This window comes from uncultured Campylobacter sp., assembly GCF_937959485.1.
Taxonomy (GTDB): Bacteria; Campylobacterota; Campylobacteria; order Campylobacterales; family Campylobacteraceae; genus Campylobacter_B.
Window position 1 is genome coordinate 285,745 of sequence record NZ_CALGPY010000014.1, and the last position, 16,074, is coordinate 301,818.

Annotated in this window: 11 protein-coding genes; 7 read left to right on the top strand and 4 right to left on the bottom strand. The window is 48.9% G+C overall.

Annotated elements, in window-relative coordinates; genetic code table 11:
• Nucleotides 1–73: 73 nt before the first annotated feature.
• The 3 genes from Q0380_RS10165 to Q0380_RS10175 all read right to left on the bottom strand — a co-directional run bounded on the left by Q0380_RS10165 (nt 74) and on the right by Q0380_RS10175 (nt 4,163).
• Nucleotides 74–1,024, bottom strand: coding sequence for a hypothetical protein (locus Q0380_RS10165; protein ID WP_298963377.1), 951 nt, complete (start codon nt 1,022–1,024; stop codon nt 74–76).
• Nucleotides 1,025–1,033: 9 nt separating this feature from the next.
• A complete protein-coding gene (pyk, locus tag Q0380_RS10170; protein WP_298963379.1) occupies nt 1,034–2,503 on the bottom strand; it encodes a pyruvate kinase in 1,470 nt (489 codons plus the stop codon).
• Between the two features lie 313 nt (nt 2,504–2,816).
• The gene (locus Q0380_RS10175) at nt 2,817–4,163 is read right to left on the bottom strand and encodes an FAD-dependent oxidoreductase (RefSeq protein WP_298963381.1); all 1,347 of its coding nucleotides are present in this window, start codon (nt 4,161–4,163) and stop codon (nt 2,817–2,819) included.
• Between the two features lie 121 nt (nt 4,164–4,284).
• Between Q0380_RS10175 and dctP the strand changes: the two genes are divergently transcribed.
• A complete protein-coding gene (gene dctP / locus Q0380_RS10180; RefSeq protein ID WP_298963383.1) occupies nt 4,285–5,469 on the top strand; it encodes a TRAP transporter substrate-binding protein DctP in 1,185 nt (394 codons plus the stop codon).
• Between the two features lie 1,058 nt (nt 5,470–6,527).
• Here the strand turns inward: dctP and metK are convergent.
• On the bottom strand, nt 6,528–7,727 hold the full coding sequence (gene metK / locus Q0380_RS10185; RefSeq protein ID WP_298963385.1) for a methionine adenosyltransferase: 1,200 nt from the start codon (nt 7,725–7,727) through the stop codon (nt 6,528–6,530).
• 144 nt (nt 7,728–7,871) lie between these two features.
• On the opposite strand from metK, the gene sstT reads away from it, so the two are divergent.
• The 6 genes from sstT (at nt 7,872) to Q0380_RS10215 (ending at nt 15,987) form a co-directional block, all read left to right on the top strand.
• Nucleotides 7,872–9,131 (top strand): serine/threonine transporter SstT, encoded by a 1,260-nt coding sequence (gene sstT / locus Q0380_RS10190; protein ID WP_298963389.1) that lies wholly within the window; start codon nt 7,872–7,874, stop codon nt 9,129–9,131.
• A gap of 110 nt (nt 9,132–9,241) precedes the next feature.
• Nucleotides 9,242–11,119 (top strand): M3 family oligoendopeptidase, encoded by a 1,878-nt coding sequence (locus Q0380_RS10195; protein ID WP_298963391.1) that lies wholly within the window; start codon nt 9,242–9,244, stop codon nt 11,117–11,119.
• A gap of 1 nt (nt 11,120) precedes the next feature.
• Complete coding sequence (locus tag Q0380_RS10200; protein ID WP_297960736.1) at nt 11,121–11,528, top strand: hypothetical protein; 408 nt, start codon at nt 11,121–11,123, stop codon at nt 11,526–11,528.
• On the top strand, nt 11,525–13,585 hold the full coding sequence (locus Q0380_RS10205) for an ATP-dependent helicase (RefSeq protein WP_298963393.1): 2,061 nt from the start codon (nt 11,525–11,527) through the stop codon (nt 13,583–13,585). Before Q0380_RS10200 ends, Q0380_RS10205 begins: the two co-directional genes overlap by 4 nt.
• Entirely contained in the window at nt 13,578–14,426 is an 849-nt protein-coding gene (gene truB / locus Q0380_RS10210; RefSeq protein ID WP_298963395.1) for a tRNA pseudouridine(55) synthase TruB, read from the top strand. The genes Q0380_RS10205 and truB overlap by 8 nt, the downstream gene beginning before the upstream one ends.
• Before the next feature lie 817 nt (nt 14,427–15,243).
• A complete protein-coding gene (locus Q0380_RS10215; protein WP_298963397.1) occupies nt 15,244–15,987 on the top strand; it encodes a 4-(cytidine 5'-diphospho)-2-C-methyl-D-erythritol kinase in 744 nt (247 codons plus the stop codon).
• The last annotated feature ends 87 nt before the right edge of the window (nt 15,988–16,074 follow it).

Consider the following 16,074-nt stretch of genomic DNA (forward strand, 5'->3'; position numbering starts at 1 on the left):
TTCTTTTGATTCGGCTTCAGCGCTACGCTTTACGCGGCTAAATTTAGACGCCGTTAGCTACTAAATTTACATTTCAATCTAGCTCGCTCACGCAAATTTTATAAATTTTAGCACCTTTTAAAAGAGCTAAATATTCGCCGTTCCCGTACGAGCCGCAGCCCTCATTTTTGTTATTTTTCGAGCCGTCTGCGCCGAGAAAATTTAGGCTGATTTTTCTGTCGAATTCTAGCGTTTCGCCTTTAAATTTAAACAAAAACAGCTCTTCTTTGTCGTTATCGGCCAGGCAAAATAGCACGCTTCGCTCATCCAGCGCGAAGTCGCTGCTCGCAAAAATATAATCGCTCTTTGAAAATTCTAACTCGCACGTTTCAATAGCCGCGGAGCCCGGTTTATAAGAACTGATTTTCGGAGTATACGCCGTGGCTTGCCCGTCCTTGATACGCACGAAATCAAAGCTACTGCAATAGTGCGCGTAGCACGCGCCGCCAAATAGATTTATCGCGTAGCAGTCGTGAATCCGGCTGAGGTCAAATCCATAGAGTTTTTCGCCCGCTTCGTTCCAAACGGCGAGTTCGCACTCGTCTCCGCCGAAGTTGCCGAAGAGCCCGTCTCCAAAATATGAAACGTAGAGGCGCCCGCCCTGCGCTATGATCTTTGCTATGCCGTCGCCCACGCAAATTTTGCCCGTCCGGGCGCCCAGCTCATCGATAAATTTTAAATTTTCCTCGCTGCGTTTTAGCTTCTCATCGTAGCGCGAGCGAGCGTTTAGCAGCGCCCAACGGTTTGGAAAATCCACGGACACGGCGAAGCGGTAGCCGTTTTCGTCCGCGTCGGTTTTTATCTCGCGCAGCCGCCCGTCTTGCATAAATTTTATGACGTATTCGCCCGCATCCTCGCATAGAAAATATATCTCGCCGCGCTCGGTGATGCCGATGCTGACGAGCTCTCGCGCCTCTTTTGGCGTTAGTTCGTAGCAAGGGGTTAAATTTAACCGCGATTCTTTGATTTTAATGGACTTTGACATTTTGATTTTTTAAATTTTACCGCTAAAGCCCGTTTCTGCCGCGTCGCGGTAGAAATCGATCTGATCTTTTTTGATGATGCGGATGTAGTCGGTACTGCCGGGATGCCCGCTTTGAAAGCCCGCCGTCATCACGTAGGTGCCGCCTTCTTCGATGAGCCCGCGCTGCAGAGCCTCACTTATGATACGTGCGAGCAGCGAGTTGATGCTCGTTTTTTCCCTGACCATCGCTGGATTTACGCCCCACACGAGACTTAGCGCGTGCGCGGTCTGCTCGTCGTGCGCGATTGCGATGATGTCGATTTTGGCGCGGTTGCGTGCGAGTTTGATCGCCGAGCGCCCCGAGCCCGTGATCGAAAGTATCGCGCCCGCGCCCAGCCTTGCGGCAAGCGCTGCGGTGCTTGAAGTGATCATATCGGTCTCGTCGTAGAAATCGTAATCGTTAAATTTATCGTAAGGATAGATCTTTTCGGTCTCGCGGATCGTCTCGCTCATCGCGGCGACCACGGCTGCGGGATTTTTGCCGATGGCGCTTTCCTCGCTTAGCATTACGGCGTCGGTGCCGTCGAGCACGGCGTTTGCGACGTCGCTGATCTCAGCTCTAGTGGCGCGCTCGTGCTCGGTCATGCTAAGCATCATCTGCGTGGCGGTGATGACGGGCTTTGAGCGGGCGTTGGCTAGGGCGATGATGCGTTTTTGGATGCGCGGGATCTCATAAAACGGCATCTCGATGCCCAGATCTCCGCGCGCGACCATTATACCGTCGCTTGCTTCGATGATCTGCTCGATGTTTTCGACCGCGTCGAATTTCTCGATCTTGGCGTAAATTTTAGCTTTTGAGCCCAGCGAGTTTAAAATTTCGCGCACGCGCAGGATGTCGTTTTGCGACTGCACGAAGGAGATGCCTACGAAATTTACGCCGTGCGCTGCGCCCCAGCGCAGATCTGCGAGGTCTTTTTGCGTGATGACGTCGATATTTAGGCGGGTGTTTGGGAAGTTTACCCCCTTATTCGAGCTTAAAAAGCCGTCGTTTTCGAGCACCGCTCGCACGCCTTGCTCGCTTACCGCGACTACCTTGGCGCGGATCGAGCCGTCGTAGAGGAAGATAAACTCGCCCACCTTCATTAACGGCAAAATTTCAGGGTGGTTGATACACAGCTCGTATTCGCCAGGGGCGGTCTTTTTGCCGATGATTTCGCGAGGAAGGAAGGTGATTTTATCGCCCGTTTTTAGTTTAAAATTTTCCTCGAGCTTGCCGACGCGGATCTTTGGGCCGCTGATGTCCTGAAAGACGCCCACGCGCACGCCCAGGCTCTTTTCTACGGCGCGAATTTTGTTTAAATTTGCCTCGTGATACTCGTGCGTGCCGTGGCTGAAGTTCATCCTAAAGGCGTTGCAGCCCGCCTTTACCATCGCGCTCATTATCTCTTCGCTGTCGCTGGCAGGTCCGATGGTCGCTAAAATTTTGGTTTTTTTAAGCATCTTTTCTCCTTTAAATTTAAAATTTATCGCCGCATTAGGCGAAATTTTACGCAAAATTTTGAAATTTCTAAATTTTAAAATTCGTTAGACGAAGGAATTTTAAAATTTTATGGCGCGGGAGGATTTCAGAATTCTACGGCATGGTGAAATTTTAAAATTTCATAATATGCGGTGCAGGTTAAATTCTAAAAATTCGCGTTTGAATGAAATTTTTTAAAATCTCCTATATACGTAAAGCGCGAGCAAAATTTTAAAGTCCTCGCCGAAGTAAAATTTCAAAATTCTTGCCCGAGCGAAATTTAAAAATTCCTCTTTATTGCATCATTTCCGCGTCAAATTTTGCATCATCAAAGCTCGCTCCCAAATATTCGCAGGCACCTTTTGCGTCGCGAAGCGCGTTACCTAGGCAGCTCGTAGCGCCGGGGCTTGGGGTCATATTAAAGATAATCCCCGGATTTTCGCCTATTCTAGCTTCGCCTAAAAGCAGCTTTTTTTGCGAGTGTGAGATTACTTGTGGGCGCACGCCGCCAAAGCCCTTGGCGTAGTAAATATCCTCCTCGCGGATGCTAGGTATGATCTTGCGCGCATTTTTGACGAAAAGCTTTTTACCTAAAATCGGTATCTCAAAGCCTATATTGCGGATTAAGAAGTCCCTTACCTCGCTATCGCCAAAATTTTGCCAAATGACCTTAGCTACGTCCATGTCAAAATTTAATGATTGAAAAAATTCCGGCACCGAACGACAGCCCTTGTAGCGCTCGAGCTTCGGCATCGTAAGCGCGGTAGGGCCAAATCTCGTGCAGCCGCCTGCGAGCAAATCCGGATCGCCGTGAAGCGCGGCAAATGGAAGCTTTGGGTTTTGCATCATGTAAACCTTGCCATTTAGAAGCTTTTGCTTGGTTAGATAGAAGCTGCCCGCGATGCAGATCGTGCTAAGATCAAGCCCTAGCCCCATGCGGTGTGCGAGCCACAGCGAGTGAGCACCTGCATCTACGACTACAAAATCAGCGCTTAGCGAGAGTCTATTTGCGGTGCGGATATAGAACTTATCGCCTACTTTAGTGATGTTTTGCACTTCGGTGTTTAGGTACAGATCGCAGGTTTTGCCTTCCACGTTTTTAGCGTTTTGCACAAAAGAATTCGCCATCGCGCCGTAATCGATCGTCGTGTAAACTCCCGATTGCACGCCCATTGCGACGATATCCTCCGCTCGCTCCTCGCCGCGCCCGTCAAAAACTAGCTTGGGCTCGATTTTTTTGAGCTCTTCCTTGTCAAAAAGCTGCAGATACGGATAAAGCTCTTTAAATTTCTCAAAGCGGTCTTTAATTAGCTCTACCTCGCTTTCGCCCACGCCAAGAGCCATTTTCTGCCCCTGAAATAAAAATTTATTCTCATATCCATGCTTTTGGCAATATTTCACGATCATATCCGCCTTGCGCTTGACTTCGGTCGCTTTTTGCAGGTCGTAGTTGGTCTCGATGTCGCCGCAATGAATCGTCTGAGAGTTTGCGCTGGCTTTAGAATTTAGCGTCGCAAGCCCTTCGTATTTTTCAAGTAGAGCGATATTTTTGATCCCGCTAAATTCTGCCAATACATATGCTAGCGCACTGCCAGTGATACCGCCGCCTATGATGATTACGTCGTAATGTTTTTCTTGCATGCCCTTTCCTTATCGAATTTGGCTGCAATTGTGCGAAAATTTCGCTTAAAAGCTAGTTATAAAAGCGTGAATTTAGATGATTTTATATAAAATTCGCACCATTTCATTTTGGGAGTAGTATATGAAAAAATCGATTCTTGTCGGATTAAGTTTGATTATAGCCACGTCGCTGTGGGGCGCGGATAAGAAAGTTTATCGCCTTAAGCTAGCTCAGACTTACGAGCTTAGTATGCCTATCGTAGGCGATGTCGCCAAGCGTATGGCAGATCTTGCAGATAGTATGTCTGATGGCAGGCTGAAAATCAGTATCGACGCGCCTAGCAAACATAAAGCACCTTTTGCGATCTATGATATGGTCAAAAACGGACAATACGATTTAGGCTATACTGCGAGCTACTATTATAAAGGCAAAAATAGCGCGAATATGCTGTTTACGACCGTGCCTTTTGGTATGACGAAAGACGAACAGCACGCTTGGTATTACTTCGGCGGAGGCAAGGAGCTAGCGGATAAATTCTATGCTAAAAGCAATCTAAAGGTTTTTAATATCCTAAATAGCGGCATGCAGATGGGTGGTTGGTTTAAAAAAGAGATTAATACGTTAGACGATCTAAAAGGGCTTAAATTTAGAATTCCAAGCTTTGGTGGGGAGGTTATGAGCCGTCTTGGCGTCGCAGTCGCTACGATACCGGTAGGTGAGCTATATATGGCGCTAGAGATGGGCACCATCGATGCGGTCGAGTGGGCAAGTCCTAGCTTTGATATACCTCTAGGCTTTCACAAGGTTGCAAATTACTATTATACAGGATGGCAAGAACCCGCTAGCGAGCAGCAGATCGTGATAAATCTACAAACTTGGCAGAAGCTTCCTAAGGATTTGCAAAATATCCTAGAGGCTTCGATCGCAAAGGCGCGCGAATACGCAGAAAACGAGACGTTTTATAAAAACGTAATAATTTGGGACGAGATCAAAAAGAAATATCCGAACGTTCAGATTCGCTCTTTTTCGCCTGAGATTATGCGTGCGCTTCGCAAGGCGACGGATGAAATTTTAGCCGAAGAAAGCGAGAAAAATCCCGATTTCAAAGAGATTTGGGAGAGCCAAAAGGCGTTTTTAGCTAAAGCTAGAACGTGGACGAAGATGGGCGATTTTACATATATCGAAAAAACGGGCGACGTTGAAGCCGAGCAGAATTTCACTGCTTCGGTGAAAAAAATCTCTGTTCCTGAGCCCGTAAATAACGCAGCCAGCGAGATAAATGCAAGCACCGCCGCCCCAAAAAACGAGGATAATCAGACGAAATAGCGCTTCATTTTTTAGCTGCGTTTTTATGCCGCGCGGCTAAACTAAGCGCCAGATAAAGGTGTATGCGGCTTAAATTTGATCGGCAATTTAGGCGAGGCGCAGGTGATTAAAATGCAGGCGATTTGCTTATTGCAGCTGCGTAGCTCGGAGTATCTTTAAAATTTTAATTTATGAAAGCAGCGATAAAATTTTATCGCTGCTTTAGCATTTAAGTTAAGGCGTGCAATTTGCATCATTGCGTTTAAAGTCCAATTTAAAAGCTGCTCGGTCGCCGCCGCACAAGGCTAGAATTTTAGAAAGCTTTAAGCCTCCTCCTTTTGTCTTATTCTTTTATCTCTTATGTTATTTAATCTTGATATTTTGCCGTGCTTGCTTGCGGGTGACATTGAGCGAGAGAGAATTTAATCTTGCTTTTTCATTTCGCGTAGTTAGCGGAGGAGCTTTGGCGAAGCGTGCCAATCTGAGATTTTAAATTAGTAGCGTTCATAAATTCCATATTTTAAAATTTTAGCGCTTTTATCTTGCAAATGCCGCTTTTAAATGAAATTTGCTTCGGGGGTTTTCTTGCTAAATAAAAGCGGCAAACTTCAAATAAAATGGCAAAATTTTAAAATCTACACGCTTAAACATCACAAGTAGGGAGAATTTAAAATTTTGTCTTTCGGAGATTAAGTAAAAAGCGCGTTAGAAAAAATTTTGTAGGTCAAATTTCGTTTTAAGCGATTGCGAATTTAAAAGCTTGCGTGTAAATTTTTAAAGCCTGCTCTAGTTAGAATTTATCACTAAACTAGACGGGCTTAGCCTTGGGATTTCACTGCGTCAATTTTAAAATTTTGTGCGAGTTGCGCCTAAAATTTTTAAAATTCAATTCTACCTGCTAGAACTCTTAAATTTCATGGCTTAGAATTTTGATGGAGAATTTTGCCGCAACGCTATTTCTTGGGATGCGATAAAACTACGCGGCATGCAAAAGCCGCGTAGAATATTGAGCTAGGCTCGCTGCTGCAAGCCTAGCGAATGTCGTAAGCTAAAAAGGCGCTACTGCAAAGCGTAAAATTTTATTTCAAAGCCTTAAAAAGCTCCACGCCGTCAAGCTGCTCCCACGGATATTCGTCGTTTCCGACCTGTCCGCGCGCGGCGACGTCGGCGTAGAGAAAGCTTCCTTTGCCTGGGCGATCAAGACCGAATTTATCGATAATCCAGCGCGGCGTGAGCGGGAATTTTTCAAGCACGAAAGCGGATAGCTCATCGTCGCTCGCCGCGCCTAAATTCGTCCCCATGCAATCGACGCTGACGCTGACGGGCTTTGCGACGCCGATTGCGTAGCTGAGCTGGACGATGCATTTTTTCGCAAGCCCCGCCGCGACAATGTTTTTGGCGATGTAGCGCGCCGCATAAAGCCCGCTGCGATCGACTTTGGTATAGTCCTTACTGCTTTGAGCGCCGCCGCCTATAGGGCTGTAGCCGCCGAAGCTATCGACGATTAGTTTGCGCCCCGTTAGGCCGCTGTCGTGAAGCGAGCTGTGATTTACGTAGCGGCCGGTCGGGTTGATGTAGATGATCGTCTTGCTTTTGTCGTAAAGCTCCTTCGGAAGTCCCGCCGAATCGATTAAATTTCCGATCAGATCTCGGACGCGCTCGATACTCATACTCTCGACGCATGGCGCTGAAACCACGATCGTATGGATACTTTGCGGCTTGCACTCCTCAAAATTGCTCTTCGTGCCGTAATCGACCGTAACCTGCGTCTTAATATCTACGCCAAGCTCGTCGGGATGGGATTTTGCGTAGGCATAAACGTGATCGCAAAGAAGCCTCGCGTAGGTGATCGCCGCCGGCATAAAATTTTTCGTCTCGCAGCTTGCGAAGCCGAACATTATGCCCTGATCTCCCGCTCCGATCTCGCCGCCCTCTTGATCGACGCCTTGGTTGATGTCGGGGCTTTGCTGGTTTAAAAATACGTCCACTTGCAGATCCTGCGGATGCAGGCACTGCGCGCGTGTGAAATGAGGGTTGTCGTTGTAGCCGATCTCGCTAAGCGCGCCCTTTACGATGTGGCGGTAATCATCATGTGTAAAATCGATCTTAGCGTTTACTTCGCCGCCGATTACTACGTGTTTGCCCGCGATGAAAACCTCCGCCGCGACGCGCCCGTTGGGGTCCTGCTTTAAAATTTCATCCACGATGCTGTCTGCGATGATATCGGCGCATTTATCGGGATGTCCGGGGCTTACTACTTCGCTTGTGAATAGATACATATCTGCTCCTGATTAAAATTTCGCGCCATTTTATCGAACGAGGTTTTAAGATTAACTAAAAATTGCGAAATTTCGCCCAAATTTAAATGTGCTTAAATAAAATTTCGATATATTTCAAACGACGTTTTGATTGAAAGGTAAAAAATGAGTTCGATTCAAAAATTAGTAGCTAGCTACAAAGATAAAAATCTAGTTCTGCGCATAGTTACAGGCTTGATAATAGGAGCTATTTTGGGCTTTGCTGCGCGTTCGACGGCGGGCGATATTGCGGCAGAGCACACTTCGTTTTTAATAAACGTAGTAGCTTTTGCGGAAATTTTAGGAAATTTATTCGTAGGTGCCCTTAAAGCGGTAGCTCCGATTTTAGTTTTTATCTTGATCTTAAGCTCGATCGTAAATAAACAATACGGTAGCGCAAGCGGCTTAAAACGCGTGGTTGTTCTATATATCGTAGGCACCTTTTTAGCCTCGTGCGTGGGGGTAGCAGCCAGCTTTTTATTTCCGACGCAGCTTGCTCTAAGTAATGTCGGCGCGGCGGAAAATGCGGTCCCTGCGAGCGTTTGGATCGTGCTAAAAGATCTGCTTTTTAAGGTCGTAGATAATCCGCTAAACGCTATCGCGCACGGAAATTACGTAGGAATTTTAACCTGGGCGATAGGTCTTGGCGTCGCGCTTAAATTTTGCACTAATGAAACAAAGAAAATTTTTACCGATCTGAGCGAAGCGGTAACTAAAATCGTGCAGTTCGTAATCCAGCTCGCGCCGTTTGGAATTTTCGGTCTAGTAGCTTCTACCGTGTATCAAACCGGCGTTGATGCGCTGCTTGGATATGCGCGAATCGTAGTCGTGCTAGTAGGCGCGATGGCGTTCGTAGCCCTCGTGGTAAATCCGCTCATCGTCTTTGCGGTGATTAAGAAAAATCCATATCCGCTCGTATTTACCTGCCTGCGCGAAAGCGGCCTCACGGCGTTTTTCACCCGCAGCTCGGCGGCGAATATCCCCGTAAATTTAAATTTATGCAAAAAGCTCGGCATCAGCGACGAGCTAAGCTCGATCTCGATCCCTTTGGGAGCTACGATAAATATGGCGGGCGCTGCGGTGGTAATCGCGATCTTAGCGCTTGCTGCGGCTCATACGCTCGGCGTGCGCCCTGATTTTTGGACGGCGCTACTGCTTTGCGTGGTCTCGGCGGTCGGTGCGTGCGGCGCTAGCGGCGTGCCAGGCGGCTCATTGATGCTGATACCGCTTGCGTGCTCGCTCTTTAATATCTCAAATGATATCGCAATGCAGGTCGTCGCGATCGGCTTTATCATCGGCGTGATTCAAGACTCGGTAGAAACCGCGATCAATAGCTCTACTGACGTGATTTTTACGGCGATCGCGTCGCAAAGTATGCAAAAATAACTCACCTTAAAATTTACCGCGAATTCCGCTAGAGCAGCGGATTTTGCGGTTTTTAAAATTTTACTTATTCTTTTTTGATAAAATTATCCAAAAATTTTAAAAGGAAATCGATGAATTGGAATTTAGGCGAGCTGTTTGCAAACGAAGCGGAATTCAGCGGCGCGATAGATAGCGCAGCTGCGCAGGCTCGGGATTTTGAAGCTAAATTTAAAGACGGATTACACGCTCTTAGCGCGGAGGAGTTTTTAGGCGCGCTTGAGCTTTATGAGGGCATCAGCGAGCAGATCGGCAAGATAATGAGCTTTGCGCATCTAAGATTCGCGCGAGATACAAGTCTCGGGGCGCAGCAGGCCAAGACAGAGCAAGCTTGCAACGACATTTCTCAGAGCTTACTTTTTTTCGAGCTTGAGTTTAACGAGCTTGACGCCGCAAAACAGGACGAGTTTATCGCAGGAAGCGGGAGATTCAGATACTATTTGAGTCTGCTTAAGCGGCGCAAAGCCCACCAGCTAAGCCTGCCGCAAGAAAGCGTGCTTTTAAAAACTTCGCCAGTAAGCGGCGAGGCGTTTTCGCGACTTTTTGACGAGAGCATGGCGCGGATGAGCTTTGATTTTCGCGGACAGAAGCTCGGCGAGGAGGAAATTTTAAGCCTGCTTCATAGCTCCGATCGCGAGATGCGAAAGGACGCCGCAGCCTCGCTAAGCGCGGTGCTAGAGCAAAACTCCCACCTGCTTGGTTACATCTACAATATGATCAAAACCGATCTTAAAATTCGCTGCGAGCTGCGGGGCTACGATAAAGCCGAGGCGGTGATGCATGAGGAAAATCAGATAAATATCGCAAGCGTCGATGCGCTGATCGCAGAGGCGGAGCGAAGCTTCGCTCTGGTCGGCAAATTTTACGCCAAAAAGCGCGAAATTTTAGGCTACGACACGCTGTATGATTACGACAGATACGCGCCTCTTGTGGGCGATGAGAGCGAGTTTAGCTTCGAGCAGGCTAAGCAGATCGTGCTTGCGGCGTTTGAAAAATTTAGCCCGAAATTTAAGCAGATTGCGTTGATCGCATTTGAGCGAAACTGGATTGACGCGATGCCCGCGCAAAATAAGCAAAGTGGCGCGTTTTCGCATTCGGGCTCGCGCGATACGCACCCTTTCGTGCTTTTAAATTTCACGCGCAAGCGCCGCGACGTATTTACACTCGCGCACGAGCTGGGGCACGCGATACATCAGTATCTAAGCTACGGCGTGGGCTATTTCAACTCCTTCACGCCGCTAACGACGGCGGAGACTGCGTCGGTATTTTGCGAGATGCTGGTGTTTGATTATATGCGCGAAAATTTTTCAAATTTAAACGACTCGCAAAATTTTAAACGCAGCGTTTCGCAAGAGGCTCAGGGCGGTGAAATTCCAAACGAGCACGCCGTAAAACATGCCGCCTCGCAAGACTCTGCGGGTTCGTGCGAGCTTGCTGCGCGCGATACGGATACGCCCTCACAGATCGCAAGCGATAAGACCGCGCTAAGAGCGATGCTCGCGGCAAAGATCGAAGATATCTTCGCGACGCTTTACCGCCAGATCGGATTTACGACCTTTGAGCGGCGCGTGCATGCAAACGCAGATGAGCTAAGCGTAGACCGTATTAATGAGCTTTGGATGGAGGAGTCGCGCAAGATGTTTGCGGGCGAGCTAATCTTGCAGGATCATTACAAAAGTTGGTGGAGCTACATCCCGCACTTCATCCACTCGCCGTTTTACTGCTACTCCTACGCCTACGCGCAGCTTTTGGTGCTCGCACTTTACGGGTTGTATAAGAGCGGTAGGCTCGAAAATTTCGTTCAAATTTACACCGAGTTTTTAAGCTCGGGCGGCAGCGACGAGCCGCAAAAGCTAGTGGCGAAATTCGGCTTTGATATCAATAAAAGCGAGTTTTGGCGCATCGGCATAGAGCAGGTCGCGGCGCTTGTAGATGAGTTTGTGAGGGGTTAGGATGATAGATAAAATTTTAAAAGACGATAAGTTTATCGCTGCGAGCAGTGCAAATATAGGCGCGGTTTTGGATTACGTTTTGGCTCTTGGATATGGATTTGGCATCGTTGCGAGGACGGATCAGATAAAATTTGACCCGCCGCTGCCGGAGGAAATTTTAAAAAGCTTCAAAATGCCCGCGATCTTTTTGCAGCTGGAGGAATACACGCTTTCTAGCGCGCATCTTAGCAAGGATGAGCTGGTTTTCGAGGCGGGCTTTGGGCCGCAGGATTTTGCAAGCACGCTTAGCGTGCCGTTTTATGCGGTCTTGCAGATCGTCGTGGACGGCAAGCCCATCGCGGTAAATTTTTCTCGTCCCGAATCCGAGTGGCTTAAGCGTGAAAAATCGCGTAAAATTTTCTCAAAATGAGTGATATTTTAGAAGGTCTTAATCCCGCTCAGCGCGAGGCTGCGAGCCACGTGGACGGAGCGATGCTAATCTTAGCGGGTGCGGGCAGCGGCAAAACCAAAACGATCACCGCGCGCCTTGCCTATCTGCTATCAAACGGCGTGCCTGCGGAAAATACTCTCACGCTTACGTTTACGAACAAAGCCGCCGCCGAGATGCGCTCGCGAGCGCTTAATCTGATAAGCGGGCTAAATTTAAGCAGCGTGCCGCTTTTGTGCACCTTTCATAAATTTGGGCTTTTGTTTTTGAAATTTCATATTAGTGAGCTTGGGCGTAGCGCAAACTTCCAAGTAATCGATACTGACGATAAGAAAAAGATCATCAAGGGCTTTGAGATAAATTTGCCCACGTCGCTATTGGCGGCTAAAATTTCAACTTACAAAAATTCTCTGATCGGCCCCAAAGATATCGACGAGCTTCTAAAGGGCGAAGAGGACGAGCTAAGCAGGATGTATAGCGGATTTTACGCGCATTGCGCTGATGCATACAAGCGCTACGAGGCGTATTTGGCGGCGAATAATCTGGTGGATTTCGATGATCTGCTGATATTGCCTTATAAAATTTTAAGCGCCAATGAGCGGCTATGCGATGAAATTTCGCGCCGTTACGCCTATATCACGGTGGATGAGTATCAGGACACCAACGACATTCAATTCAAGCTGCTGCAAAAGCTCTGTACCACGCATGAAAACCTCGCGGTGGTGGGCGATGATGATCAGAGTATCTACGGCTGGCGCGGCGCACGGATAGAAAATATCTTAAATTTTAAAGATCAGTTCTCAAACGTGAAATTTATCAAGCTCGAGCAGAACTACCGCTCTACGGATGAAATTTTAAATGCCGCCAACGAGCTTATCTCGCATAATAAAAACCGCCTCGGCAAGAGCCTTACTAGCATGAACGGCGGCGGCGAAAAGATCGAAATTTTGCGTTCGGACGAGGAGAGTATCGAGGCGGCAAAGATCGCAGAAGCTATCAAAAAGCTGCTTTCAAGCGGCGTAGCGCCCTCTCAAATCGCCGTGCTTTACCGCGTAAACGCTCTTTCGCGCGCGCTGGAAGAGGGGCTAAATCGAGCCAAAATCCCGTATAAAATGGTAGGCGGCGTGAAATTTTACGAGCGCGCCGAGATCAAGGATACGATCGCCTATCTGCGCTTAGCAAATGACGAGCACGACGACTTTTCGATGAGGCGGATCATAAACGTGCCCAAGCGCGGCATCGGCAAGGTCTCGCTGGCAAAGCTCGATGAGCTTTCGCGCCTGCGACTTATCAGTCTATTTGACGCTTTTAGCGAGCCTGATGCGGGGCTTAGCGCCAAGGCGGCGCAGGCTCTAGCGGAGCTTAAAAGCGGCATCGCTTCTATCTCCGCGCTAGCCGATACGATCAAAAAAATAGACGCGCTGGAGCCCGCTTTCGGGCTAAAGGCTTACTATGCCTCGCTTCCGGACGGTGCTGATCGGGTAGCGAACATCGACGAGTTTTTGGCTATGCTAAAGGACGAAGCTAGCAATAAGCCCGATTTTGATCTGGCGGAATTTTTAAACGAGCTGAGCCTTCTTAGCGATCAAGACGCGATCATGGGCGATGCGATAAATATAATGAGCGTGCACGCGAGCAAAGGGCTTGAGTTTTCGCACCTTTTCGTAATCGGACTGGAGGAGGGCTTTTTCCCGCTTTTGGGTGACAGCAATGACATCGAGGAGGAGCGTAGGCTCGCATACGTAGCGATTACGCGCGCCAAACGCACGCTTACGCTTAGCTTTGCCGCTAGCCGCTTTTATCGCGGCAAGCGCGAGAGGCTTGATGCGAGCAGGTTTATAGCCGAGGCGGGTTTGGTGGCTAAAGAGCCTCCACGCGAGCAAAGCAGCGGCTTTAGCAAGGGCGAGCTGATCAAACACAAACTCTTCGGTATCGGACAGATCACGGCGGTAAACGGCGATCGGCTCACTATAAATTTCGGCGGAATTTCGCGCGTAATAATGTCGAATTTCGTAGAAAAGATCGGCTCTTATGAATAGATTGTTTTTGGCGGACAAGCCCGCGGGCATAGGCAGCAATAAATTTTTAAGCGCTCTTAAGCGCAAATACGGCGTGAAAAAGGCTGGCTTTAGCGGCACGCTCGATCCCTTCGCAAGCGGCGCGCTGATCGTGGCATTTGGGCAATACGCGCGCTTTTTTAGGTTTTTGAAAAAGGAGCCAAAAGTTTACACTGCGACGTTGTGGCTGGGCGCGCAAAGCCCAAGCGGCGATAACGAAAACATAGGGCGCGTGGAGCAAATTCCACCGCTTTCGCGCGAGGTTTTAGACGTCGCGATGGCGCAAATGCGCGGCGAGATAAAATTTATCCCGCCCGCCTTCAGCGCCAAGAAAATTGACGGCGTGCGCGCATACAAGCTCGCTCGCGCGGGCGAAGAGGTGAGCTTGAAAGAGAACTCGATGCGGGTTTTTGATGCCGAAATTTTAAGTTACGCTCACCCCTTCGTAAGCTTTCGCGTTGCGCTTAGCGAGGGCGGATACGTGCGCTCTTTTGCGCAAATTTTTGCCGAGAAGCTAGGCGTTACGGGTACGCTAAGTGCGCTTAGACGGGAAAGCGAGGGGGCTTTTGATTTGAAAGATCCGCGCTTTGCGGACGAGGCGGCGCTAAATCCGCTCGAGTTTTTGGATCTTAAGCCGAACTTTTACGACGGCGATGCGCGCGACGTGATCTTGGGCAAGAAGCTCGCTGCAAAGGATCTGGCGAGCCGCGCGGACGGGCGCTATTTGCTTATCTGCGGCGATTTTTATTCGATCATCGAGATTAGCGCGGGAGAGGTGAGGTATCTGTGGAATGACGTTCCGATCGCGGGCGGCGCGTTTTAATCAGCGGCTCCAGCCTGCGACGGAATTTTGATCGGGCGGCCCTGGCTTGAAATTTGAGCGGTTATAAATAGGGCGCGTTTTAAATTTGCTAGCATAGCACGCCTCCCTGCGCGGTTAAATTTTATCGTGCGGAGCAGCGAGTGAGAGATCACGCTTTTTCGTTGCGCACAGATCGCAAAATCGGCATCGGGCGGCGTAAATTTAAACGTGCGACTAGGCAGGCGACGTTCGCTTGTGAAAAGGAATAAATCCATGGGGTTAAATTTAAACGCGACCAAGCGGCGTTTTGATTTGCTTTTTGCCGCGCGACGGCGACGCACTGCGAGATTAAAATTTCGCGATTTAAAAAGCGCGCAGGTTAGGCTTATTGCGGCGCAGCAAGCAGCTTTTGTCGAATGAAATTTCGGCTTGCGGTAATGCGTAGTCTGTGCCGATGGGTTTGATTTTGTAGCGGGCGGCGTATCGCTAAACTAAATTTATGACCTAGTGCGGCGTGCAGCGGTGCGGTTAGAATTTTGCTAGCTCGGAATTTTAATCGCTAAGATAGATTTGCGCTGCGAGTTGAAATTTAGCTGCGTGCGTTGCGGATTTAAATTCCGCGCCTTATAAATTTACGTATCGGGCGCTGCGATCGCGGGTTAAATTCCGCGGTGCGCACTTCACGGCACGCGGTTTTGAAATTTTAATCGCACTGGACGGGGCGCGCCGCAGGCTGAAATTTAACTCGCGCGCGGATCGGAATTTAATCGCGCTATAGATGGGCATGTCGCAGGCTGAAATTTAACGCAAGCGCGCCAAAGCACAGAAGGAGTAAAATTTGAAGGCTTATACAAAGATCAATGTTTTTTTAAAAGTCGTCGGCACGCGCGGCGGTTACCACGAGATCGCCTCGCGCTTCGTGCTGCGTAGGGAGCTTTTTGATGAGATAAGCTTCGAGCGCGCGAGCGGCTTTGCGCTTGAATGCGACGCCGCGCAGATCGCGGATAATATAATTTTAAAAGCCAAGGCGGCGCTCGAGCAGGCGGGCTTTGCGCGTGAGCTTGCGGAATTTTTCGGCTCGCACAAGATCGTTCTTAAAAAACGTATTCCGATCGGCGCGGGTCTTGGGGGCGGCAGTAGCGATGCGGCGGCGTTTTTGCGGCTTGCGAACGAGGAATTAAATTTAAAAATTCCACGCGAGCGGCTCATCGCGATCGCGCAAAATATCGGCGCGGACGTCGCGTTTTTTGTTAGCGGGCTTGAGGTCGCAAACGTGCGCGGCATCGGCGAGATCATCGAGCCTTTCGAGGACCGCCTGCCCGCGATCGAAATTTTAACGCCCGCGATCTTTTGCTCCACGGCGGCGGTTTATAACGAGTTTCGCGCAAGCTTTATGCAAAACATAAATGCCGCGCAGGCTCGGCAGATGCTTAGCCTAAGCAGCGAGCAGCTGCTAGCGCGATACGGCGGCCCCCGGCTAAACGATCTTTTCGCGCCGTGCATAAAGCTATATCCGCAGATGAGCAAGTATCGCGATATGTTTCTAAGCGGCAGCGGCAGTAGCGTGTTTTTCTTAAAATAAAAATTCCAAGGCGCACGGTTAAAATTTAAAAGATAAAATTTAAAATTCCGTCGCGACCGCTTTTAAATTTAAGCAAAAACGGGCTAA

Bases quoted from the DNA above. Each gene is read 5' to 3' on its own strand.
- Q0380_RS10200 (WP_297960736.1), top strand. From the start codon at position 11,121: ATGATAGATAAAATTTTAAAAGACGATAAGTTTATCGCTGCGAGCAGT.
- Q0380_RS10165 (WP_298963377.1), bottom strand. From the start codon at position 1,024: ATGTCAAAGTCCATTAAAATCAAAGAATCGCGGTTAAATTTAACCCCT.
- pyk (WP_298963379.1), bottom strand. From the start codon at position 2,503: ATGCTTAAAAAAACCAAAATTTTAGCGACCATCGGACCTGCCAGCGAC.
- sstT (WP_298963389.1), top strand. From the start codon at position 7,872: ATGAGTTCGATTCAAAAATTAGTAGCTAGCTACAAAGATAAAAATCTA.
- Q0380_RS10175 (WP_298963381.1), bottom strand. From the start codon at position 4,163: ATGCAAGAAAAACATTACGACGTAATCATCATAGGCGGCGGTATCACT.
- Q0380_RS10195 (WP_298963391.1), top strand. From the start codon at position 9,242: ATGAATTGGAATTTAGGCGAGCTGTTTGCAAACGAAGCGGAATTCAGC.
- dctP (WP_298963383.1), top strand. From the start codon at position 4,285: ATGAAAAAATCGATTCTTGTCGGATTAAGTTTGATTATAGCCACGTCG.
- Q0380_RS10205 (WP_298963393.1), top strand. From the start codon at position 11,525: ATGAGTGATATTTTAGAAGGTCTTAATCCCGCTCAGCGCGAGGCTGCG.
- metK (WP_298963385.1), bottom strand. From the start codon at position 7,727: ATGTATCTATTCACAAGCGAAGTAGTAAGCCCCGGACATCCCGATAAA.
- truB (WP_298963395.1), top strand. From the start codon at position 13,578: ATGAATAGATTGTTTTTGGCGGACAAGCCCGCGGGCATAGGCAGCAAT.